Source organism: Bacillus sp. F9_6S_D1_P_5, assembly GCF_054823925.1.
Window position 1 is genome coordinate 185,117 of record NZ_JBTREW010000001.1, and the last position, 24,079, is coordinate 209,195.

12 protein-coding genes and 5 pseudogenes are annotated in these 24,079 nt (G+C 34.9%); 13 read left to right on the forward strand and 4 right to left on the reverse strand.

The window, feature by feature from the left end; genetic code table 11:
- Position 1 precedes the first annotated feature (1 nt).
- The 10 genes and pseudogenes from ACUXEY_RS00885 (at position 2) to ACUXEY_RS00930 (ending at position 14,463) form a co-directional block, all read left to right on the forward strand.
- Entirely contained in the window at positions 2-892 is an 891-nt protein-coding gene (locus ACUXEY_RS00885) for a GHMP family kinase ATP-binding protein (RefSeq protein ID WP_461299845.1), read from the forward strand.
- A gap of 700 nt (positions 893-1,592) precedes the next feature.
- A pseudogene (locus ACUXEY_RS00890) lies at positions 1,593-3,593 on the forward strand (non-ribosomal peptide synthetase); the annotation flags it as partial.
- A 6-nt stretch (positions 3,594-3,599) separates the two neighbouring features.
- A pseudogene (locus ACUXEY_RS00895) lies at positions 3,600-4,970 on the forward strand (condensation domain-containing protein); the annotation flags it as partial.
- A gap of 78 nt (positions 4,971-5,048) precedes the next feature.
- A pseudogene (locus ACUXEY_RS00900) lies at positions 5,049-8,174 on the forward strand (amino acid adenylation domain-containing protein); the annotation flags it as partial.
- A gap of 457 nt (positions 8,175-8,631) precedes the next feature.
- Complete coding sequence (locus tag ACUXEY_RS00905; protein ID WP_166703191.1) at positions 8,632-9,891, forward strand: MFS transporter; 1,260 nt, start codon at positions 8,632-8,634, stop codon at positions 9,889-9,891.
- A gap of 536 nt (positions 9,892-10,427) precedes the next feature.
- Positions 10,428-11,483, forward strand: a complete 1,056-nt coding sequence (gene ltaE, locus ACUXEY_RS00910) for a low-specificity L-threonine aldolase (protein WP_166703192.1) — start codon at positions 10,428-10,430, stop codon at positions 11,481-11,483.
- A 66-nt stretch (positions 11,484-11,549) separates the two neighbouring features.
- Positions 11,550-12,290 (forward strand): 4'-phosphopantetheinyl transferase family protein, encoded by a 741-nt coding sequence (locus tag ACUXEY_RS00915; RefSeq protein WP_461299846.1) that lies wholly within the window; start codon positions 11,550-11,552, stop codon positions 12,288-12,290.
- A 100-nt stretch (positions 12,291-12,390) separates the two neighbouring features.
- A pseudogene (locus ACUXEY_RS00920) lies at positions 12,391-12,552 on the forward strand (acyl carrier protein); the annotation flags it as partial.
- Between the two features lie 342 nt (positions 12,553-12,894).
- Positions 12,895-13,480 (forward strand): annotated as a pseudogene (locus ACUXEY_RS00925) (transporter substrate-binding domain-containing protein); the annotation flags it as partial.
- 74 nt (positions 13,481-13,554) lie between these two features.
- Entirely contained in the window at positions 13,555-14,463 is a 909-nt protein-coding gene (locus ACUXEY_RS00930) for a VOC family protein (protein ID WP_461300038.1), read from the forward strand.
- Positions 14,464-14,484: 21 nt separating this feature from the next.
- Here ACUXEY_RS00930 and ACUXEY_RS00935 read toward each other — a convergent pair whose 3' ends face one another.
- Positions 14,485-15,402: a GNAT family acetyltransferase gene (locus ACUXEY_RS00935; protein WP_461299847.1), complete on the reverse strand. Its 918-nt coding sequence runs from the start codon at positions 15,400-15,402 to the stop codon at positions 14,485-14,487.
- Positions 15,399-15,917 carry a GNAT family N-acetyltransferase gene (locus ACUXEY_RS00940; protein ID WP_461299848.1) on the reverse strand — a complete coding sequence of 173 codons (519 nt, stop codon included), beginning with the start codon at positions 15,915-15,917 and terminating at the stop codon, positions 15,399-15,401. Before ACUXEY_RS00940 ends, ACUXEY_RS00935 begins: the two co-directional genes overlap by 4 nt.
- Before the next feature lie 291 nt (positions 15,918-16,208).
- On the opposite strand from ACUXEY_RS00940, the gene ACUXEY_RS00945 reads away from it, so the two are divergent.
- Together ACUXEY_RS00945 and colA are read left to right on the forward strand one after the other, a co-directional pair.
- Positions 16,209-16,886 (forward strand): MgtC/SapB family protein, encoded by a 678-nt coding sequence (locus ACUXEY_RS00945; protein ID WP_166703195.1) that lies wholly within the window; start codon positions 16,209-16,211, stop codon positions 16,884-16,886.
- 202 nt (positions 16,887-17,088) lie between these two features.
- The gene (gene colA / locus ACUXEY_RS00950; protein WP_461299849.1) at positions 17,089-20,004 is read left to right on the forward strand and encodes a collagenase ColA; all 2,916 of its coding nucleotides are present in this window, start codon (positions 17,089-17,091) and stop codon (positions 20,002-20,004) included.
- A 421-nt stretch (positions 20,005-20,425) separates the two neighbouring features.
- Here colA and ACUXEY_RS00955 read toward each other — a convergent pair whose 3' ends face one another.
- Positions 20,426-21,679, reverse strand: a complete 1,254-nt coding sequence (locus ACUXEY_RS00955; protein WP_166703197.1) for a sensor histidine kinase — start codon at positions 21,677-21,679, stop codon at positions 20,426-20,428.
- A 633-nt stretch (positions 21,680-22,312) separates the two neighbouring features.
- On the opposite strand from ACUXEY_RS00955, the gene ACUXEY_RS00960 reads away from it, so the two are divergent.
- The gene (locus ACUXEY_RS00960) at positions 22,313-22,753 is read left to right on the forward strand and encodes a hypothetical protein (RefSeq protein ID WP_461299850.1); all 441 of its coding nucleotides are present in this window, start codon (positions 22,313-22,315) and stop codon (positions 22,751-22,753) included.
- A gap of 374 nt (positions 22,754-23,127) precedes the next feature.
- Here the strand turns inward: ACUXEY_RS00960 and ACUXEY_RS00965 are convergent, their stop codons facing one another.
- Entirely contained in the window at positions 23,128-23,481 is a 354-nt protein-coding gene (locus tag ACUXEY_RS00965; protein ID WP_017560597.1) for a hypothetical protein, read from the reverse strand.
- Positions 23,482-24,079 lie beyond the last annotated feature (598 nt).

Consider the following 24,079-nt stretch of genomic DNA (forward strand, 5'->3'; position numbering starts at 1 on the left):
GATGCAGAAGCAATGGAAGACAGGCACATTAGTCTCTGGTGAAATTGGCACAGGAACCTCGTTTGGAACGTTTGGTGAATTATTACAGGGTGTACACGCTGATAATAATCTTGATTTTCTCGTCACATTACCAATCAAAAGATATTCGAGGGTTGAATTTGCCCCCGATTTGTCTGAAGAGTTAAAAGTAATTCCTGAATTTAAACAAAAGTCAGCTCTACTTGCTGTTCGGTTGCTGAAGTACTTCAATTTACCGCTGGGTGGAACATTGACCATTAAGAGCGACTTGCCAACAGGGAAGGGGTTAGCAAGTTCCTCTGCTGATTTAGTAGCGACTGCACGAGCGATTGAATCATCTTATGCCATTGCAATTCCAGTTACATTACTGCAAAAATTTATGGGAGAGATCGAACCGACTGATGGGGTAATGTATCCTGGAGTAGTCTCTTTCTATCACCGCAAAGTGGAACTTGGTGAAATGCTAGGTCCTATACCCCCTTTAACAATTTTAGCAATAGATGAAGGTGGGGAAGTGGATACTATTGAATTTAATAAGCTTCGGAAAGTATTCACATTGGAAGAGAAACTTGAATATACACAGCTAGTTAATCGATTAAAGGTAGCTTTCCAGGAACAAGATGTCCGTACAATAGGAGAAGTGACAACTCGAAGTGCTATCATGAATCAGTCACGGCAAAAAAAGCGTTATTTAAATCATTTTCTACAACTTTCCGATCAATATGATGCGTTAGGTATTGTGGTTGCACATAGTGGCACCTTTATTGGTTTGTTACTTTGGCAAGAAGAAGAAGAGTATAAATATAAACTAATACAGTTAACTAAAAAATTAAAAAAGATGTATGGGCAAGTGCATGTATATCACACTCTTTAAAGTAAAAGTTGATGTCTCCACTTGATTCTTGGAGTTAATGTTTATCTCTTAGGATTTTAAGTCTTGGAGAAAAGTGAGAAATGATTACCCCTAAGAAGGAATCACGGGATATAGGGCAAAGTCTTACAGAAGTAACGTATAAAAGACTTGCCCTATGTTGTCTTTACCTTTTAGGGAGAGACGCAAAGGACATTCGTTTCGAATATCAACTTTTCTACTTCAAGTAGTTTTTTAAGTTGAACGGATATAGATTTAGGATAAATAGATTAAAATTTAGAAAGTAGGAGTATGAATGGTTAATCTTGTTGATAGAGTTGTTTTATCTTCTCAGATTACATTACAAACTGATCATGACCGAGAGGAATTTACTTCGTTTACATTGGGTAAACAATCAATCTCAATTGCAGCAGCTACATTGAAAGGATTACATCAAATTTCTCAGCAAGTAGGAGTTTCACAGAGTACAGTTTTGCTAGCAGCTTATTCGGTGTTCATTCAGCGTTACTCTTCACAGGAAGAACTAGTTATTTGCATAGTTAATACAGACCGATTCGAGTTGGCTTTGTTTGATAGTTTAGGTGAGATATCGTTTCGGAAATTGCTTGAACAACTGCATACTGGCTTTCAGAAAAAAGCTAATATTCAAGAGTGGTTATGGGAAAAAGGATCTATACCGTTATTATTTCAACATATTGAGAATGAAGTTTGGCTTGATAACAGGAAACTAGAGGGGTACGATTTGTACTTACTCAGTAGTTTTGCTGAAGAAGTAGCAAACTTGACATTTTATTATAATGCAGAACTTTTTGAGCAGGATACAATCATCCGGATGTTAGAAAGTTTCCAGGTTTTATTAGAAGGGATTGTTTGTAACCTAGGGGAGCAGATTACACGTCTCCCACTCTTAAATGAGACAGAACAACAGCAAATATTAGTCAATTGGAATAATACTCAAGTGGGGTATCCACGTAAGGATGTAATTCATGAACAACTTGAGGAACAAGCAGAACGTACTCCAGAAGCAGTAGCGGTAGTATATGAAGATCAAAAACTAACTTATCAAGAGTTGAATGAGAAGGCGAATCAGCTAGCTCATTATCTACAGAAGCGAGGGATTGGACCAGATTCATTGGTTGGCTTATGTGTAGAGCGTTCTCCAGAGATGATAGTAGGTCTCTTTGGTATTCTGAAAGCAGGAGGGGCCTACGTTCCACTGGATCCGACATATCCACAAAAACGATTGAGATATATTGTAGAGGATGCAGGGATACAAGTGCTTGTAACAAAAGAAACGTTACTAGAATTATTTTCAGAAGAAATAGAAGTGATTTGTTTGGATCGGGATCAAGAGAAAATCTCTCTGGAAAATAGCACTTCACCTGATAGTAAAGTAACGATAGAGAATTTAGCTTATGTCATTTATACCTCTGGATCTACGGGAAATCCGAAGGGGGCTTTGGTGCAGCATCATTCTGTACTAAATCTATCCTATGGTTTACAGAAAGAAGTTTTTTTACATGAGATACCCACTAGCATGCGCGTCGGCTTAAATGCTTCAATTGCTTTTGATGCATCTGTTCAGCAATTACAAATGCTTTTGTATGGTTCTAGTTTGTATATTATCCCGAACGAGGTTCGCAGTAATCCTCGACAGTTTGTATCTTATATTCGGGAGAACAAGTTGGAAATGTTCGATATAACACCTTCATTACTTCAATTACTCATAGATGGTGGGTTGTTAGAAATGAACGATGGTGTTCATGTTCCAAGCAAGGTACTGGTTGGTGGAGAAGTGATTATGCCGTCACTGTGGGAACAACTAGTTGAGGCTGATAAAATCCATTTTTATAACGTATATGGTCCTACAGAATGTACTGTTGATGCAACATGTTATCATATCAAAAAAGATAGCAAGAGAGTAACTATTGGGCGTCCGTTGCCGAACGTTCAAACCTATGTATTAGATAGGAATGGGTTACCTGTTCCAGTTGGTGTGACGGGTGAACTTTATATCGGTGGAGCAGGCCTAGCGAGGGGATACTTGAATCGTCCAGAGTTAACGTCCGAACGTTTTATTCCGCATCCATTCAAAGAAGGAGAAAGGCTGTATCGGACAGGGGACTTAGTGAAATATCTTCCAGATGGAAATTTGGAATATATAGGCCGGATTGATAGCCAAGTTAAAATCAGAGGCTTTCGAATTGAACTAGGAGAAATAGAAGCAGCTTTACTTGAATATTCTTCTGTGAAAGAGGTGGTGGTTTTAGCAAGAGAAGATAATCCTGGGGATAAACGTCTCGTAGCGTATGTGGTTGGTAATGGAAGTAGGAATGAATGGAGAGAACATCTCAAGGGCCGATTACCTAGTTATATGATCCCTGCACACTTTATAGAAATGGAGGTTCTGCCACTTACTCCGAATGGGAAAATTGACCGGGAAATCTTGCCCGCTCCAAAGGAGCAATTAGTTATAGAGAATGTGCTTTCTCCTCGAACTCCTGTGGAAGAATTAGTAGCTTCTATCTGGAGTGAAGTGTTAGGTATGGAGCATATTGGGATTCAGGATTCATTCTTTGAGTTAGGTGGACACTCTCTTTTAGCGACACAAGTAGCTTTTCGGTTACAAGATGCATTTCAAATTGAACTTTCAGTACGGGAACTTTTTGAGTATTCGACAATTGAGACTTTAGCTGAACGGGTAGTTCAGTTGCGTCAAAGAGGACAGAAACGAGATCTTCCTCCGCTGAAGCGAGTAGAGCGAGGCAAGCCATTACCGCTCTCTTATGCTCAACAGCGAATGTGGTTTTTACATAGTCTTAACCAAGAATATTCTGTATACAATATACCCATTGTCTTGCATCTGGAAGGGAACTTAAATATTAAAGCTTTTAAGAGTAGTATCACTGAAATAGTTAGGCGTCATGAATCATTTCGTACAAGAATTTGGGAAGGAGAGAATGGACCTGTTCAGCAAATTCAAGAGCAGATTAAAGTGGATGTGCCATTGATTCACTTAGATCAGGCAGAAGCGGAAGATGTATACCATTTAGCGAAACAACTAAATGATAAGCCATTCAATCTATCTCAAGGTACATTATTCCGTAGTGTATTGGTACAGACTAGTAAGCAGGATTATTATCTGATCTGGATTGTACATCACATAATTTCAGACGGGTGGTCAACAGAATTGTTCAAAAAGGAATTAATGATTCTGTATTCTGCATTTAATGTGGGGAAACCCTCCCCATTGGTCGAGCTACCGATTCAATATGCTGATTATGCACACTGGCAACAAGAATGGATACAAGGAAATGTGCTGAAGCAACAGTTACAGTATTGGAAGCAAAGACTTAGTGGAATACTACCCGTTTTACAGTTACCTATTGATAAACCACGTCCACCTGTGCAGAGATTTCATGGCGCTATTCATGAATTTGTGATTTCACAAGATTTGTCTAAGCGTATTAAGGAATTGTCTCATAAATTTGGTATGACGACATTCATGACTCTACTTGCTGCGTTAAATACATTACTCTATCGATATAGCGGACAAGAAGATATACTAATTGGTTCACCGATAGCCAATCGTAACAGCACTGAAATTGAGGGGTTAATGGGTTTTTTTGTGAACACATTGGTAATGCGTACGGAATTGTCTAATAATCCAAGGTTCACTGAATTGATGGAACAAGTTAGGCGTGTCTCATTGGAAGCATACGCGCATCAAGATATACCATTTGAAAAATTGGTTCAAGAATTACATCCAGAACGGAATCAAAGCTATTCTCCATTGTTTCAAGTAATGTTTGTAATGCAAAGTAGTCTCTTTAAAGAAGAAAAAATACCAGGGCTGAATATATGTCAGCACACATTTGATACAGAAATGTCTAAATTTGATCTTACTTTATTTGTGACAGAGGTGGAGAATGGTTTACAAGCGAGTCTGGAATACAATACTGACTTATTTGATAAGGTGACGATAGAGCGTATGGCAGAGCATTTTTGCTGTCTGCTTAGAAGTATTTCTTCTGATCCACAACAACGGTTAAGTGAAATTTCTCTATTAACGGAAACGGAAAGAGAACTAATGTTAATTAATTGGAATAATACTCAAGTGGGGTATCCACGTAAGGATGTAATTCATAAACAACTTGAGGAACAAGCAGAACGTACTCCAGAAGCAGTAGCGGTAGTATATGAAGACCAAAAACTAACTTATCAAGAGTTGAATGAGAAGGCGAATCAGCTAGCTCATTATCTACAGAAGCGAGGGATTGGACCAGATTCATTGGTTGGCTTATGTGTAGAGCGTTCTCCAGAGATGATAGTAGGTCTCTTTGGTATTCTGAAAGCAGGAGGAGCCTACGTTCCACTGGATCCGACATATCCACAAAAACGATTGAGATATATTGTAGAGGATGCAGGGATACAAGTGCTTGTAACAAAAGAAACGTTACTAGAATTATTTTCAGAAGAAATAGAAGTGATTTGTTTGGATCGGGATCAAGAGAAGATCTATCTGGAAAATAGCACTTCACCTGATAGTAAAGTAACGATAGAGAATTTAGCTTATGTCATTTACACCTCTGGGTCTACTGGAAATCCGAAGGGGGTTATGATAGAACACCATGGTTTGATTGACTATTTAACGTGGGCTTTGGATGCTTACGAAGTAGAAAAGGGGATTGGCACGATTGTGTCATCATCACTAGCGTTTGATGCAACGATTACTAGCTTATTTCCACCTCTATTAATCGGTGGTAAAGCGATCTTACTTCGCGAAGGGGAAGAGATTGAGCAGTTAAGTGAGATGTTACGAAAATATAAGAATCTCAGCTTACTTAAAATTACTCCAGCACATCTACAATTGCTTAATCAGCAATTGTCATCAGAAGATTTGGCGAATCGAGTACGTACAGTCGTAATCGGTGGAGAAGCACTGCTAGGGGAGAATATCACTTTCTGGCAGCAAGCAGCTCCTGAGACTAGGATAATTAATGAATATGGACCTACTGAAACGGTAGTGGGTTGTTCTGTCTATCATGCAAGTGAGATTCAAAAAGGTCCTGTACCAATCGGACGGCCTATTACCAACAAGCAATTTTATATACTTGATTCTTTGATGCAACCAGTTCCAATTGGAGTGATTGGAGAATTGTATATTGGAGGCGTAGGTTTAGCACGTGGATATCTGAATCGCCCTGAATTAACCAGTGAACGATTTATTCCCCATCCATTCAAGCAAGGAGAGCGGCTGTATCGGACAGGGGACCTAGTAAAATATCTTCCAGATGGAAATTTAGAATATATAGGCCGGATTGATAGCCAAGTTAAAATCAGAGGCTTTCGAATTGAACTAGGAGAAATAGAAGCAGCTTTACTTGAACATTCTTCTGTGAAAGAGGTGGTGGTTTTAGCAAGAGAAGATAATCCTGGGGATAAACGTCTCGTAGCGTATGTGGTTGGTAATGGAAATAGCAATGAATGGAGAGAATACCTCAAGGGCCGATTACCTAGTTATATGATTCCTACACACTTTATAGAAATGGAGGTTCTGCCACTTACTCCAAATGGAAAAATTGACCGGAAAATCTTGCCCGCTCCAAAGGAGCAATTAGTTATAGAGAATGTGCTTTCTCCTCGAACTCCTGTGGAAGAATTAGTAGCTTCTATCTGGAGTGAAGTGTTAGGTATGGAGCATATTGGGATTCAGGATTCATTCTTTGAGTTAGGTGGACACTCTCTTTTAGCGACACAAGTAGCTTTTCGGTTACAAGATGCATTTCAAATTGAACTTTCAGTACGGGAACTTTTTGAGCATTCGACAGTTGAGACTTTAGCTGAACGGGTAGTTCAGTTGCGTCAAAGAGGACAGAAACGAAATCTTCCTCCGCTGAAGCGCGTAGAGCGAGGAAATCCATTGCCACTTTCCTATGCCCAACATCGTTTGTGGTTCATAGATCAGCTGGAGGGAGCAAGTGCTCTATATAATATTGTTCTTCCGCTACACATTGTGGGAAATTTAAATGAACAAGCTCTTGTATCTGCTGTACAGGAGATTGTAAATCGTCATGAAGTACTACGTACTACTTTTACAGAGGTAGAGGGTTCCCCTATGCAAGTAATCAAGCCACCGTCTGAGATACAATTATCTGTTATTGATTTGAGTAGGGGTGATTTAGGGGTGCAAAGTACACAGGTACAGCAACTGATTAAAGAACTCACAGACTATAAGTTTGATTTGTCTCAAGGACCTCTATTCCGTAGTCATCTGGTTAAAATAGGGAAATGTGAATGTGTACTTGTCATGGTAATGCATCATATTATATCTGATGGCTGGTCTAATGAATTGCTGATACGAGAATTTGGACAGTTCTATGAAAGTTTTGCAACTGGTCAATCATTTTCAATACCAGAGCTCCCAGTACAATATGTAGATTATGCAGCGTGGCAACGTAATTGGTTAGAAGGGGGCGTGTTAGAGAGTCAACTTGGCTATTGGAAACGAAATCTAGCAGATGCACCACCTCTCTTAGAAATACGAACAGACTATCCACGTCCACTAGTCCAATCATATCGAGGGGCTGTACAGAAATTTGAACTGTCGATAGAACTTAGTTCTGCATTGAAAACATTATCTCGTACTGCTGGAGTTACGCTGTTCATGACTCTGATGGCAGCTTATAAAACTTTATTGTTTCGTGAGACAGAGAAAGAGGATATTTCGGTTGGGTTTCCAGTTGCCAATCGCAACCGTAGCGAAGCTGAGGGATTGATTGGTTTTTTTGTTAACACTTTGATTCTGAGAACAGACCTGTCTGGTAATCCAACCTTTCAAGAAGTATTGCAACAAGTACAAGAAATGGCTCTAGAGGCATATGCAAATCAAGATATTCCGTTTGAGAAGATAGTTGAGGAACTCCACCCAGAGCGAAATCGTTCTTATTCTCCTCTGTGTCAAGTGATGTTTGTTTTACAAAAGGAGGTACCTACAATCCTACTAGATTGCCATGATATCAGAATGACAGTTTGCGAAGTGGAAGAAAAATTTTCAAAGTTTGATTTGACTTTTTTTATGGAAGAACGTGGGGGGAAATTGATAGGTAACGTGGAGTACAGTACCGATCTATTTAGGAAGGAAACGATTGAAAAAATGATTTCGCAATTTCAACTTGTGCTTGAGAGTGTGGTAAAACATCCAGAAAAGCGCTTGCGTGAGATTCAACTAGGTTCGGTAGATGTACTTTTTACAAAAGGAGAACTCAACGAATTGTTCGACTAAGTGCAAAGTCTTGAGAGTTATAAAGTCCGCATTATCAGAGTTGTTGCTTCACTGATACAAACAGTGGTTAAAAATTCTTTAAAACTATGAATCCTCAAAAATAATTTTTAAGTGAAAAATATTGAGACACTACCTCATTCCTTGCGGTATAGATAAGTTACCACAGCGAATCTTTCCAAAAGGAATGGGAAGGGTCTCAGATTGCTCTTGTACTTGATAATACTACTATTAGCAAATTTTGTTGAAGAATTGGCAGTGCCTCTATTTTCTAAAAAATTGATATTCCCTGTGGATAGGCGATGCAGTGATTTTTAATATTCAATTAGATTATTTTCTGTCATAGGATAGCTATTAATAATTTATATTACGAATTTAATTAATGCAAATCCATAATGTGATGGGATATGCATTGTGTTCTCAATATCGCATAAACAATTAATCTTATGGAGGATGAATCATGAATGAAATAGCTTCACTATGGGGTAATCGTATTTATGTTAGAATGTTCTCTGCTTTTTCCATCTCTATTTTTGGTGTCTATTTAGATATGATAGCTGTCGCTACATTAGTTAGTTATACGTGGAAATCAGATCCTATCATCATAAGTTTGATCCCTATTGCATATGCTCTCCCAATGATTCTATTTGGATCGTGGGCAGGAGTGTTATCTGATCGCCTCAAAAAGTTGAGAATTATGATCATTGCAGATGTTCTTATTGCAATCGTTACCTTTATCTTGGTATTTGTTCCTAATGTGTACTGGTTACTCTTATTACTCGCTGTTCGATCTACATTTGCTTCTTTTTTTCAACCAGCTCATCAAGCTTTGACGAAGCAAGTGGTTCATGAGCACCACTTAGCTCAAGCTACATCCTGGAATGGATTGATGGATCAAGTGGGGAGAATTGCGGGACCACTCTTAGGGGCAATGTTAATCACTGGACTGTCACCACAGATTTCTATGTCGGTTAGAGGAGTCAGCAGTTTGTGCTCCGCTTTTATTTTATTGAGTATTAGTAAAATGGTGAAGGATAAAAAACAATTCGAACAAATACAAAAAAAAGAACGACAAGGATTTTTTTCTGCTTGGCTTGAAGGTTGGAAGTATGTATGGAATAGAAAAATCATTTTTTATACTATGTTCTATGGATTATGTGGAGTGGGTATTCTGCAGCTCGTTGAATCGCAAGTGCCTGTCCTAATGCGCGAATTATTCCCGAATTCTCCGGAAATGGTGGGTTGGATTAATGCAATTGTGGGCTTAGGGGGAGTTTGCGGTGTTTGGCTTATCAAGAGAATAGGAGAGTTGAAATATGGCTGGTTTCTTGGTGGTGGAATTGCTCTAATAGGTTTAGGATTTGGAAGCCTTGGTCTTTTTACTGAGACAACCCCTATTTTTTTTACTTTTGTGATTGGTTTTATTGCTGGAATAGGGAGCGGATTATTCTTTATTTCATTTAACATCATTTTACAGAAAGAAACAGATATAGAAACAGCTGGTCGAGTATTTGGTATTCAAAGTTCTCTATCAAATTTGATGTTTATTGTACCTCCACTTATAGGCGGAGTGTTCGTTAAGCTCATAGGAGTAAGTCAAGTTTATGTATGGATAGGGAGTGCTATGTTTCTATTAGGTGGGATTGGAATCATCTTTAGAAATAAGATTTGGAAAACCGAGATGGTAGTGGAGAAAGTGAAACAGGTTACATCATTATAGGATAAAAAATTATCAATTCATAGATATAAGAAATAGGTTTAAAGATTTGCTTAATGGAAAATACAAACAAAATATTTGGATGCTCAGAAAAAACTTTTTATGCTAATGGAGTTTTAAAAACAATTATAAGACAAGTAAAGTGAAAGAATTGGAAACATTCTCTGTAGTTTTTTTACGAGATCTAAAAAGTAGAGAGTATCAGAAAATGGTTTGTAATTCCGATTTGTAGATATTGTACTATCTTCTTACTGTTTATTAGTAATCGACTTCACTTTACACAGATTTTCTGTGATAATTTTTATGTAGCGCAATTGGTTTATATACTTTCATGGTGTAAAGCATCAGAGTAGCTAAAATACTAAATTCTTTTATTTTCGTTAGAAAATTCACTTATTTATAATTGAAAATATATTTTTAGTTGAGAATAAATCTTATCTATAAGAGGAGAGTAATTTAGTTGGTTCAATAAAATATTTGTTCTTTATTCCTTGGTAAAATAATGAGAGGTTATTAGAAATATAGGAGGTAATTATAAAATGATTGAATTAAGAAGTGATACGTTCACGCTGCCAACAGTGGAAATGTTAAAGGCAATTATTCATGCACCACTTGGGGATGATGTATATCAAGAAGATCCGACTGTGAATGAGCTTGAAACTTTAGTTGCCAAAATGATGGGGAAGGAAGCTGCTATTCTAATGCCTAGTGGAACAATGGCAAATTTGGCTGCCTTAATGGCATATTGCCCAAGAGGTTCAAAAGTACTAGTAGGCAATGAAACGGATATTTATATTTATGAAGCTGGTGGAGCTTCTGTTTGTGGTGGCATTATGTATGAACCTATTCCAACGCAAGCAGATGGTCGCCTTTTAATCAAAGATTTAGCTAGGGCATTTCCAGAAGATCCAACTGATCCACAGTTTTCATTACCTTCTCTAATCTGTCTTGAAAATCCTCACAATCGAATGGGGGGAAGAGTTTTACCTCTATCATATCTTAAAGAAGTACAAATGTTTTCAAGACAAAAAGAGATTCCTATACATATGGATGGAGCACGTATATTTAATGCAGCTATTGCAATGGATATACCGGTAAAAGAGATTGCTCAATATGCAGATTCAGTTCAATTTTGTTTATCTAAAGGTTTGTCGGCTCCAATTGGGTCTATGATTGCTGGAAAGAAAGATTTTATTCAGAAAGTATACCGTATTCGAAAAATGTTAGGTGGTGGAATGAGACAAGCTGGTATTATTGCTGCTCCAGCTTTAATTGCGTTAAAGCAAATGAATGATCGTCTAACGGAAGATCATGTGCATGCTCGGCAGCTAGCTGAAGGACTTGCACAAATAGAAGGAATTGAGTGTGATGTGGACTCTGTAGATACCAATATTGTTTTTTTTCAAGTAATAGATAAACGCTATACTTGGAAGACTTTTATTGAGAAAGCTAGAGAACATGACTTAAACATAGCGGAATTAGGACATGGCAGAATTCGTGCTGTGACACATTCTGGCGTGAATACTCAAGATGTTAATCAGGCTCTGAAAATTATTAAACAAATTATGCAAGATAACAATATTTTAAATAGATAAAGATTATTTAGGTTTCTAATGAATCGGAATAGCCAATTAAATAAGAAGATAGAAAAAGAGGATTTTATGAAAAAATTATTGCTAAATGAAAAAATCTTTTTAGAGGATAAAAATGTTTTAATATTTATTATTTCAATTCCAATTGAAATAGGGATAGATGAATTAAAGCAATACACCTATATACTGGATTCCGAAGAAGTAAAACAATTTAATAAATATAAGATAGAAAAAAAACAGATAGAATTTTTAATAGGTAGAATTTTATTGAAAGGTATTTTAGGAAATATTTTCAAAAAAAATGCAAGAGAAATCTCTTTCTCTAAAAACAAGTATGGGAAGCTTTATTTAAGTAACCAACCTCATGGTTTAAATTTAAATTTTAACTTGTCACATACAGATGGTAAATTAGTATGTGGCATAACAAGGGTAGGGCGTTTAGGTATTGATGTTGAAAACACAGAAATAGATTATCTTGAATTAATGGAAATGTTTTTTTTACCAAAAGAGATTTCTTACGTAAACTCTCAAAGTGATTTTAAGAATAGAAAGAATCTATTCTATCAAATATTTACAAGAAAAGAAGCGTATATGAAGCTTATTGGTAAAGGATTCTCATTATCACCGTTTACATTTACAGTTCCTTTATGCAAAGATGTCAATCCAAATGAAGATATACTATATTATTCCTTTAATCCCTCCGCAGGCTATATGTTGTCTGTCGCAGTAGAGAAAATAGATAAAAATCAAGAAGTTATTTTCAATAAAAATTACCTTCAGATTGAGCAATTGATTCCATTGATAGTATAAAAAATTAATTAGTTAAAATAAGTGTGCTTAACTAGGAATCATGACGCAAAAATAATGATATAGTTTAACACAAAAAAACGATGATGCATTCTATCAATATGTACAACTATTTGATGAAGGAATTCTTGCTTTTTTTGTACAGTATCTTTACTTAGTAGAATTCCAAGAACGTTTAGATATTGAAGAATCTATTTCTGATTTTAATTGCGATGAGTGGTTAACACCAAATATAATTATTAAGAAGTTGAGAGGTATGCGATAAAAAATAGGGATTCAGATAAGAAAAGTTTCTTAAACTGTATAATAGAAAGACCTTATTCATAATAACAGCACCGATTAAGTATGAAGGAATCAAAATCAGTAAGGGCGACAGAATCGCGCAATGCTTCCTAGTGCCAGTGAACGATCTATCGGGTTCGGAAAGAGGCGTTGGTGAGTTTGGGAGTAGGGGAGTGAAGTGCCGGCTTTTTGTGTACGGTTTATTAGAAATAGTAATTTTGATGGCGTATTGTTTGTATGTGCAAAAAAATATGGATTTAATTCTTAGTTTTTTTATCGAGAGAGATGGAGGGACTGACCCCATGAAATCTCAGCAACAGGCTAAAAAGCTGGATATAAAGTTGAATGGAACGTTTCTGATTTTGAAGGATTATTCGGTTTATTAGATTCAGGTCGTATTGATACGATTGCAAATGAATTATCCGTTTCTCCGGAAAGAAAAAAAATATGACTTTTCAATTCCATATGTATATTCAGGATCTGTTTTCGCGGTGAAGAAAGATAATAATACAATTAAATCGCTAGAAGATCTAAAAGGAAAGACTGTAGGTGTTGGGCTTGGTACAGCTGGGGAACAAGAATTAAAAGCTTTAAATAAAAATAATGCTTTTACAATTAAAACGTTCTCAGAGGATCCAACAGCAGAATTGAACGAAGTAGGACTTGGCCGTGTAGATGCTTACTATAATGATAAAGTGCAAGTAGAAACAACAATTAAAAAAGCGGACTTAGATAATGTGAAAGTAGGATTTGGTCCACTTAAATGGGGAGAGATTGCATTTCCATTTGCAAAAAAGAGCGAAAAGTTAGAAGATATAAATAAAACGTTAAAAGAATTAGAACAAGATGGCACATTAAGCGAAATATCAAAAAAATGGCTGAAAGTTGATGCTACGAAAAAACAAAATTAAGTTAAGTTCGTTGAATATGGCTATTGTCCATCAACTTATATAAAAATAAAAGAGAACTGGAGATGAAGTTATTCATGGTACAAATTCATCCGAAGACACGTATTGGTCATGTGGAATTTAAAGTGAAAGATTTAGAGCGTCAAATTGCTTTTTATGAGAATGTAGTAGGGTTAGAAGTAATTAAGCAAGAGGGGAATAAAGCACATTTAGTTGGAAAAGGTGGAAAGAACACGTTACTAGTTCTTGAAAAATTAGAGGACGGGGTACTGCAAGAGCCACGTACAACTGGTATATATCATGTAGCTTTTTTAGTTCCGACTCGTGAGGCGTTTGCTTCGGCATTATTTGGAGTGATTCGTAATAAGAACGTAATTGATAGTCCGACTGAGCGAGAGGGACGTTATACATATTCAAATGAAATTTTACCAATTTCAAGGTTTAATAGCGCAAGCGATCATACGTATAGCGAAGCGTTTTATTTACAAGACTTAGAGGGAAATGGTATTGAAATTTATGCTGATCGTCCGCGAAATCAATGGGGAGAAGGAGCAGGAGGCAGTACGCCACTTGATTTAAAAGAACTGGCAACGCTCGTTGATTATGAGGTTGATGGATTACCTGCTAATACTGTCGTTGGGCACGTACATTTACGAATAGCTGATGTAGAGAAATCACACGAGTTTTATGTAGAGACAATAGGGTTTGAAGTGCAACAACGCGAAGATGACTGCTTATTCATTTCTGCAGGTGGATATCATCACCATATAGGTGCAAATACGTGGAACGGAGTAAATAATCCACATCCACCAGCACATGCAACGGGGCTTAAATTATATACAATTGTATTACCGCATAAAGAAGCGTTAGAGGAAGTGAAAGGAAGATTAATAGAAAAACAACATAAAGTAAACGAAAGTACAAAGGGATTTACTGTAGTAGACCCAAGCGGTATTACAGTGCAGTTTGAAATAGAAACAGCATAAAAGAAGTCGGAAGGTGTATAATCACTTTCCGACTTCTTTTTGATACGTAATCCAAGTAGCACAAGGATTAAAAGGGAAGGCTTTTAATAATTCCATTGCATATATACTCGTTGAATCGAATTCACCTTGAATGAAAGAGTAGCCGTGTTTATTTGCATACATAGCTTGTTTGAAAACGAGCAGTTTCAGTAAGGATACATTTTCTGTAGTGTGAGTCCCGCACCATCCTAGTTCTACTGTATTATCCTTTTCTGACGTATGGAGGAAAGAGTACGCAATAATTTCATTGTCTTCATCTATCAATACAAAGCTCCCATCTAATAATGTGTCATCAGCTAAGATCTTTTCTTTCCAAGTTTCTAACGGGAATGAGGTAACAGGATTTGCTAAGTGAGTATCCTCATAATTCGTTTTTACTAAGTGAGTTAGCTTTTCAAAGAAGCTATTATTGGATAATATGTTTGATAAGCTTTGTACAGCATAATTTGAATGAAGCGTTGTCACGATAGGTATAATTTTTTGTACGTCTAATATTGGCATATATGTTCTTCGGATTTCCGTAAAATTATGTTCTTCATAATAGGCTTTTAAATGAGCCGATGTTTCCCATATAGAGGTTTGTAATGGTAGTTTGAAGTTTTCTCGTTTTTGAATCTCGTTTAATAAAAATTGTTCAATGTGTAGCTCTGAATAGAAAGGATTTGTATATATTCGAAAGTATGTGCAGTATGGATGGAAGTTACTATTCCAGGTGAAAAAGACGCCTACTACATCTTTTTTATAGTAGGCAACACACGCACATTTTGTTTTATTATTTCGTAATAAGTTAAATACATACGATTCTTCATTGTATAAGTCAATAAGTTGTTTTACTTGTAGCTCATTGCTGCTACTATATTTCTCTATAACAAGAGTATGTTTACTGGGGGACTTCTTCATAGCTCAATCCAAAACCGTCTTACTACATTCCCATTTTCCTCAGTAAAATCATCATCGCGAAGCCCACCGTTATGTAAAATTGTTTTTTCGGAAGCTGTATTCACTTCGTCACAAACGACAAGTACTTTCTCGATGTTTAATTCCTTCGTTTTTTCTAGCGATAATTCTAATAACTTTGTAGCATAACCTTTTCTTCTTTCGGAAGGGCGAATGCCATAACCGATATGACCGCCAGCGTTAAATAAATGCTCGGTTAAACTATGACGTATATTAACAGCTCCTACAATTCTATTATTATCTGTAACGAGCCAATACGTAGAGTCTGGTACCCAAGATTCGGGAAGGTTTATTCCGTTATGCGCATCGTGAAGTTCTTGAATCATTGCTGTGAAATTAGATGGATCTTTTGAGATAACCCACGGGATCATTGTTTCACCGCTATCTTTCCATTCGTTATAAAAATCTAAGTATTCTTCTTGTAAATCAGTAGTAGGTGTAAGTAAAGAGACGTTCATTGTTAATAAGCTCCTTTATTTATGTAGTATGTATAAAAAAATTACAACACAAAATGAAAGCGTTTTCTTAATTTTCTCAACCTCATTTCATGTAATCCACCATTGTTTTTTAAGAAAACTAGTGAAGGTTTAAAATTAAAATTTATTTATTTTATGTTAATATTTAAAATATTAACATAAAACGGCCTAGGTATTAAGTGTATTTTAGTAAGATTCCTTCATATCGATAAATGGATGTGTGTGATAATTTTTGTTTTATCTATCTATAATGAACGAAAGGGGGAAGGGCTCGTGAGTGTAAATATGGATTTAATTATACGAATCGGTGTTGCGGGTTTGTTAGGAGCAATAATCGGAATTGAAAGGGAAATTCGATCAAAAGAGGCGGGATTAAAAACACATTTCCTAGTAGCGGTAGGAAGTGCTTTAATAATGGTCGTTTCAAAATATGCCTTTTCAGATATTATGAATGAGGAACATATGGCTCTTGATCCGAGCCGTATTGCAGCGCAAGTTGTTAGTGGAGTAGGTTTTTTAGGTGCAGGTACAATTATTATTCAAAAGCAGGCGGTGAAAGGATTAACGACAGCGGCTGGTTTATGGGCTACAGCAGGAATTGGATTAGCAATTGGGGCTGGCATGTATGTAGTAGGAATTGGAGCGACGATTCTCGTTTTAATTGGTTTAGAGATTGTGAGCCGTATTTTTAAGGTGCAATTTTTATTTCCTCAAAGCATAACAGTGCAAATACATATAAATAAACATGAAGCGATACAACAAATAGTAGAAACGCTACAAGTAAAAGGCATTCCAATACTTTCATATGAAGTGGAAGCTTTACAGCAAGGAGCAGAAACTGTTTATAAGGTAGGGGTGCAGTTGAAAAATATATCATCAGAAGAAAAGAATGAGTTGATTCAGCATATGCAAACATTACCGGAAGTAACATTTATAAAGTTAAAATCATAGCGCTGAAAACGAGGATAGATGTAGCAGGAAATTCGCTATTATCTATCTTTTTTGATATAAAATGCACATAAAGTCAAGTGTTAATTTTGCACGGCATGGATACATATGTGAACGTTACCTTATTTTTTCTCAATACAGAATAAAAAGTAAGAATAGTAAAATAATGGTGCGGTACACTAAAAAATGTAAGGTAGGGGAGAGCATGAAAGGCTATTCAAAAAAAGTGTTAGTAGGGGTAAGTTTTGCTAGTTTAATGTTAGGGAGTTTTCAAGGCAGCACATTGGCGGAAAGTACAAAGGGAGAGCAAGTTTCTTATCAGAACGTTCTCAAAATGGAGCCAGTTGGTGTGCAATTACCAGTGCAAGAATTAGCTCATTCATCAAAAGTGCTTGAAAATAAGTCTTTTGAGAAAAGGTTACAATTTGCTGATTTGTCTCAAAGACCGCCTGAAGTAAAAAAAGAAAGTAAGCAATTAGCTGTAGCGAAAACTTACACAATTGCTGAATTAAATCAATTGAGCAATCAGCAGTTAGTAGATTTACTCGTAACAATTGATTGGGAGCAAATTACTGGGCTATTTCAGTTTAATAAGGATAGTCTTGCATTCTATCAAAATGAAAGTAGAATGCAGGCAATTATTGATAAATTGAAGCAGCAAGGACAAGCTTATACGAAAGATGATTCAAAAGGGATTGAGACTTTAGTAGAGGTATTACGCTCAGGATTTTATTTAGGATTTTATCATGCAGAATTAAGTAAACTAAATGAGCGGAGCTATCATGATAAATGCTTACCTGCATTAAAAACGATTGCGAATAACCCGAATTTCAAACTCGGTACATTAGAACAAAATAGAGTTGTCTCATCATACGGAAAATTAATAGGAAATGCTTCGAGTGATGTGGAAACGATAACATCAGCTGCAAAGATCTTTAAACAATATAACGATAATTTTTCTACATGGGTAGACAATCTTTCAGCTGGAAATGCGATTTACGATATTATGCAAGGTGTTGACTACGATATTCAATCGTATTTGTACGATACGAGAAAAGCTCCGAAAGATACAATGTGGTACCAAAAAATTGATAGCTATGTCAATGAATTAAGTCGTTTTGCATTAATTGGAACGGTAACAGCGAAGAATGGCTGGTTAATTAATAATGGTATTTATTATACAGGTAGACTTGGTACATTCCATAGTACAGGAACGAAAGGATTGCAAGTTGTAACGGACGCAATGAAAATGTATCCGTATTTAGGAGAGCAATATTTCGTAGCTGCTGAGCAAATTGCGACGAACTATGGCGGGAAAGATGCAAATGGAAATGTTGTGAATTTAGATCAAATACGAGAAGATGGAAAGAAAAAGTATTTGCCGAAAACGTATACGTTTGATGATGGGGCAATTGTTTTAAAAGCTGGAGATAAGGTGACCGAAGAAAAAGTAAAACGTCTATATTGGGCGGCAAAAGAAGTGAAGGCACAATTCCATCGTACGGTTGAAAGTGATCAGCCTTTAGAAAAAGGAAATCCTGACGATGTATTAACGATGGTTATTTATAATAGTCCAGCTGAATATCAATTTAACCGTCAGTTGTACGGGTATGAAACGAATAACGGCGGTCTTTATATAGAAGGAACAGGTACGTTCTTTACTTATGAACGTACGCCAGAAGAAAGTATTTATAGTTTAGAAGAATTGTTCCGACATGAGTTCACACATTACTTACAAGGTAGATATGAAGTGCCAGGACTGTGGGGACAAGGTAAGATGTATGAGAATGAGAGATTATCTTGGTTTGAAGAAGGGAATGCGGAGTTTTTTGCTGGTGCAACGAGAACAGATAATGTTGTACCGAGAAAGAGCATTATAGGAGGAATATCTTCAAATCCAGCAGAGCGTTATACGGCAGAGAGAACGTTAAACGCAAAGTATGGAACGTGGGATTTCTATAATTATTCCTTCGCTTTACAATCGTACATGTACACTAAGAGATATGATATGTTTGACAAAATTCATGATCTTATTAGGAAAAATGATGTAACAGCATATGACGCATACCGCTCTGCATTAAGTAAAGATGCGAATTTAAATAAAGAGTATCAAGATTATATGCAAATGTTAGTCGATAACCGTGAGAAATATAATGTTCCGTTAGTATCAAATGATTATTTAGCAACGCACGCACCGAAACCAGTTTCAGATATTGCGGCAGAAATTACAGCAGAAGCAAAATTAAGTAATGTATCAGTTAAGAAAAATAAATCACAGTTCTTTAATACATTTACACTGCAAGGAACGTATACAGGTACGAATGCAAAAGGGGAATATGAAGACTGGAAAACAATTACACAAAACGTGAATGATACGTTAAAACGTTTAAGTGCGAAAGAATGGACAGGATATAAAACAGTAACAGCTTACTTTGTGAATTACCGTGTGAATGCATCAGGACAATTTGAATATGATGTAGTATTCCATGGTATTAATACAGAAGAAGGTGCTGTGATTAAAGCGCCAGTTGCGGTTATAAACGGTCCATATAGCGGAAATGTAAATGAAGCAATTTCGTTTAAAAGCGATGGATCAAAAGATGAAGATGGGAAAATTGTTTCTTATAAATGGGAGTTTGGTGACGGTACTGTAAGTAATGAACAAAATCCGACTCACGTGTATACAAAAGAAGGAACGTATACAGCGAAATTAACAGTAACAGATGATAAAGGATTAACGAATACTGTTACAACGAATGTAACGGTTCAAAAGAAAGAAGATAACAGCGTAGAAAAAGAGCCGAATAATTCATTCCAAACAGCAAATAAACTACAATTAAATCAAGTTTTACGCGCAAGTTTAGGAAATGGTGATACGAGTGACTTCTTTGAAATAAATGTGGAAACGGCGAAAAATCTTCAAATTAATGTAACGAAGGAAAATAATATCGGAGTAAACTGGGTTCTTTATTCAGAAGCAGATTTAAATAATTATGTTACGTATGCACAGCAAGAAGGGAATAAGTTAGTAGGAAGTTACTACACGTATCCAGGAAAATATTATTTACATGTGTATCAGTATGGCGGGGGAACAGGGAATTATACGGTAGAAGTGAAATAGAAATTTATGACTGGAAATCAATTTTAGCTTATATTTAGTAATGCAGGTAATGATATCAGTTATAAAGATAAATACTTGATTATCGTTATGAATATCAAAAAAATTATACTTTAACTGAAAAAATAACTGTAAGTAATGTATCTAATGATATTAAGAAATCAAGTATCACGAGATTTTATCTTGAAGTTAAGTAGACCTAATTAGTAAATGAGATACAATAGTTGATGAATTATGATTTCATAGAGAAGTGAGCAAAGTAATAAGGACTAGAGTTTATCGGTAAAAACGGATATACTCTGGTCCTTATTACTTTTAATTTATTTAAGAAATGAAGATAATTAATGAATCAAGTAGTGGCATTTTTGAAATTTATTTAATAAGTTAAGTAGAAAGAATTTATCATTCAAATAATTCCGTCATATCAGCATGGGATACTAATAGAAAAGCGTGTCCCCTTACCTAATTCACTCTCTATCTCTATATCACCATTTAACTCTTTAATAACACTATAAGCGATCATGGTACCAAGCCCAGTCCCTTTTTCTGTTGTTGAATAGAATGGCAAAGCAATCCGCTTTATTTGCTGAGAAGACATTCCAATCCCTGAATCAATAATATCGATTATAATATTCCCTTTTATTTTCTGTATATTTATTTGTAATACTCCACCATTTATCATGGCCTCAATTCCGTTTTGTATGATGTTGTTTAGACAGAGTCTGAATTTTTCGGGGTCTCCATTTATATAAAAGGAATCTGTACTATTTTGTTTTATTTCAACTTTGTATGATAGAGCTAGTGGTGAAATAGTGTCTTTCACTTGATTTAAAATATGATTAATATCTATTTTCTCCTTTAGGATGTTCTGTGGTTTTGTTAAAGATAAATAGTTATTAATAGTAGATTGTATTTGCTGCATTTCAATTAACATGATTTCTAAGTACTGATCCTGAGGTAGCTTAGAGGCATGTTTTTCATTTAACAATTGAGTGAATCCATGTACTGTAGTTAGTGGATTGTGAATTTCGTGTGCAATGGACGCCGCTAGTTCGCTAGCTATATAAAATTTTTCAGCCCGTTGCAGCTTTTCTTTCATTTTATATTTCTCAATCATTCCCTCTATTAAATATACTGATAATAATCCTGTGAAAATATTAATGATTATATAATTTAATAAAAATTCTATGAGAGTAGAGTCTATTTTACTGCCTGTATGTATTTGAGTTACAATACCGCAGATAGAAAGTGAAGTTGTACATACTAAAATAAGAAGCAAGCTCAATAATATCTTTTTTTCTTTAACATATAGAGGTAATAAGTAATGGAAGAGCATTGCTATAACAGAAATAATAGTAAAGATAATAAATGATGGAAGAACGCCATTTCCGCCTAAGTAAAATCGATAAGAAAGATATAAAATTCCTATAAAAATAATATTTTTTGTATTTCCATATAGAAAAACTAATATGATAGGAATAAAACGTAAATCATAAATAAATCCAGCATGTAACTGAAAAGGAAAAGTCATGCAAAAAATAATAGCAATGGAGGAAAGGATAGAAATCAATATATTATTACATGTTATTTTTTCTTTAAATTCTAGCCAAAATACGTGGTAGCTAAGGATACAAATTATTATTATAAAGGTATTTAATAAAAGAGTAGATATTCCCATAGGTTTGCATCTCCGATAGTTTGTATATTGGATTATGTATGAGTTAAACTTAGATGTTTAGTTATTAATAGACTTTCTATCTAAAAAAGGAAGAGCACTTGAAAAAGTACTATAATATTACTTTTATTAGAATGGATAAGGAAGTTAGGAAAAATAATAGATAAAAAAATCTACTTAGATATTTATACATATGAAACTAGGAATTGACTTTTGTATAAGTAAAGCTGGGATTGAGTTACTAATAAAATAATAGGATTTTAAGTATGAATATTTTATGAAAAAATATATTTTGTGGATTCTATTTGTAGCCTTCGTTATATTAACATGGAATATACCAAATTATAAAGTGGAAATTTCGAAATTTTTCATTAGTATATTTTATCTAAAATGGAAACGCTATTTATTTGAGTGCGTTGGTACTTAATTGTATGAATTCTCGTTAAATAAATTTTGAAATTTACATGTTTTTTTATGAATCATAATACTGTAGCTTTATCAATGTGAGCTTTTCAGTAACTATTAAGGTATAAAGTTAAAATATATAGGTTTAAAGATATGAATTATTACATAAAAACGTACTTGAAAAAGAATGTATGATGGTAATAGATTACAAACATCAAGGGGGAGCTTAAAATGAAGTTAAATAAACTAGTGCTTAGTTGTGGAGTAATTTCAGCATTAACACTTGGTGTGTTAGGAAATAATACTTATGCTGAAGAAATACACAAAACAAATGATACCGTTCATATAGTTGAACATGTTCCTGCAGACTTATTATTAACTCAAACAATGGATTATAGTGGAGAGACTGTAACTTCTTTTGTGTATAATGGGAGTGAAAATTTAAGCTTCTTTATGAAAAATAATGGTCAAAATACAATGGGATATAGTGTGAAAGGTCCAAATATGGAGCTAATTGTTGGTGGTTATATAAAACCTGGTGAACAACAAATTAATGTTACAAATGTACAGAATGCTTTATCTCCATTACCGAGCGGAACATATAAAATTTACGTTTCAAATGATGATGGTTCTAAGGGGCAATTCCAAGTTTCAGTAAGATCTATGAATTAAATTTAAAACGCTTTGTTTTAAGTTGATTTAATCTTTCCTTATTGGAAAGAAACTAAATTGAATTAAGAATTACCGATCAAAATGAAAACGAGCACCTTATCTAATTTGAGAGGATGCTCGTTTTTTGCTAGAAAACAGAAGAGAATTGTTTTCAACTATTTATAAATACATGTTGATATTTTTATTGCTAATTTACTAGTTTGTGTAAAAAAGAGGATGTCGGTTGTGACAAATCTTAAAGTAAAGGTAACTTAACATTCAGTTAAGTTACATGGAAAACTAGAAAAACCACTTATATAAGTGGTTTTTCTAGTTTTAGGCTATACATTTAAAATTAGGCTAAGTTAAAGTAATAAGCATTTTATTTGTTTAGATTATTTTGGTTCTGGATAATGATTGTAGTACGAAATTCTAATAAATTCTTGGTATACATTTGTTAATTTAGCATCTCTAAGAGCGTCATTGAATTTTTGCATACGAACACTACCTTGAGCGTAGCCTCCGCCAGGAACATAAGGGTTTCTAGCTTCAAAATCATCCATAAAGGCTTTTAATGTTTTATAGTCCTGAGATTGATAAAAAGCAGACGCTTCTTCAGGAGTGACATCAAAGTAAGAAGATGATGTTGAGTTATAAGAAGCTGCTTGAGCAATAGGTGTTTCTAACATAGTTGTTGCTCCACCAAACATAGTAAGCGCCATAGAAGATACAATGATTTTTTTAAACATAATAAAACCTCCATGTGGAATATTTGGATTAATAGTAATCCTGTAATCATTATAGTTACAACTAAAACGATTATCAAATGCAATGTTGCATAATTTATTATTTGAACGAGAAGTCTCCTTTATCTCTACATGGAGAAGTTTAGTAGGAGATTAATAGATTAAAAGAGGTTTACATATCATTGAGGTTAAACAGAAAATGAAATAAAAAGGATATTTTAATTGTGGAAAGTTAAAAGGATCTGTTATTAAAGACAGTGATCTTTTAAAAAGGTATGACAGTTACCAGCTAGAGATACCATTATAGGGGATTTAGCTACGTTTATTGGTGTTGAGAAATACATAATATATGCTGTCTGTATAAGATAAAATGAAGAAACATTTCTTTTGGATTTTACAATATGTGTAAGAGGAATCAAGATTTTAATTTGTACTTAAACAAGGGAGAAAAGTATTACTTTTTAAGTAACAAAGAATACTAAGTCTCATTCAAAGTCATATAATAGACTATAAAATAATCCTTTTAAAACAAAATATAGTTTGGTTAAAAATTAGAGGGCATCAATTCATTGGAACAGTAAAAACTGTTTATAGGATTATT